This is a genomic window from Autumnicola musiva (assembly GCF_031846585.1).
GTDB lineage: Bacteria > Bacteroidota > Bacteroidia > Flavobacteriales > Flavobacteriaceae > Autumnicola > Autumnicola musiva.
This window is the reverse complement of record NZ_JAVRHK010000069.1, coordinates 1-942: the sequence shown is the minus strand read 5'-3', so window position 1 is coordinate 942 and position 942 is coordinate 1. Positions and strand designations below refer to the sequence as shown.

The 942-nt window shown below is 45.5% G+C and carries 1 protein-coding gene; it reads left to right on the top strand.

The window, feature by feature from the left end:
• Positions 1–10 precede the first annotated feature (10 nt).
• The coding region (locus RM539_RS19870) for an IS256 family transposase (RefSeq protein ID WP_311505162.1) at positions 11–942 on the top strand (932 nt) is incomplete at its 3' end.

The following is a 942-nucleotide window of genomic DNA, read 5'->3' as shown; positions in this document are numbered from 1 at the left end:
TTTACACAGTATGAAAAAAGAAGATTTGTTTAGCGATGAATTTTTGAAGCAGTTCAAAAGCGGTGATGAACTCAACGGATTTTTAAAAGACCTGCAAAAGCGAGGCATTGAGAAGATGCTCGAGGGAGAACTCGATGGTCATCTTGGCTATGATAAAAATCGGAAGTCCGACAACTCCAACACCCGTAATGGCTTTGGTCAAAAGAAGGTCCGCACTTCCTTTGGGGAATCGCAGATCCAGGTCCCCAGGGATCGCAATGCTTCCTTTAATCCCATGATCGTCCCCAAACGTGGGAATATGGTCGATGGGATCGAAAATGTCATTGTATCGCTCTACGCCAAAGGAATGAGCAATAGCGATATCGAAGAACAGATTAGAGAGGTCTACAATTTTGAAGTCTCTACTTCCACTATCTCCCGGATTACCGAAAAAGTCACCGAGGATATCGTGGCCTGGCAGAACCGTCCATTAGAACCAGTATATCTTATTGTTTGGATGGATGGGATCGTGTTCAAGGTACGGGAGAACTCCAAAGTGATCAACAAAACGGTATATATAGCAGTAGGGCTTCGCAGGGATGGAAAGAAAGAAGTTCTTGGACTTTGGTTGGGCAAGAATGAATCTGCAGCCTTCTGGATGAGTGTCCTTACCGATATGAAATCCAGGGGCACTGAAGATATACTTATCACGGCCACCGATAACCTGAACGGGTTTACCGATACCATCAGGAACGTGTTCCCTGAATCCAAAACCCAGATTTGCGTGGTACACCAAATACGCAACGCCTGCAGGTATGTGGTATGGAAGGACAAAAAAGCCTTTACAGCGGATATGAAGCACATCTACAATGCACCCAACCAGCAGGCGGCAAAAGCTGCCCTGGATGATTTTGCAGAACAATGGGAAAGCAAGTATTCCTATGCCATTAAGAGCTGGAGGGA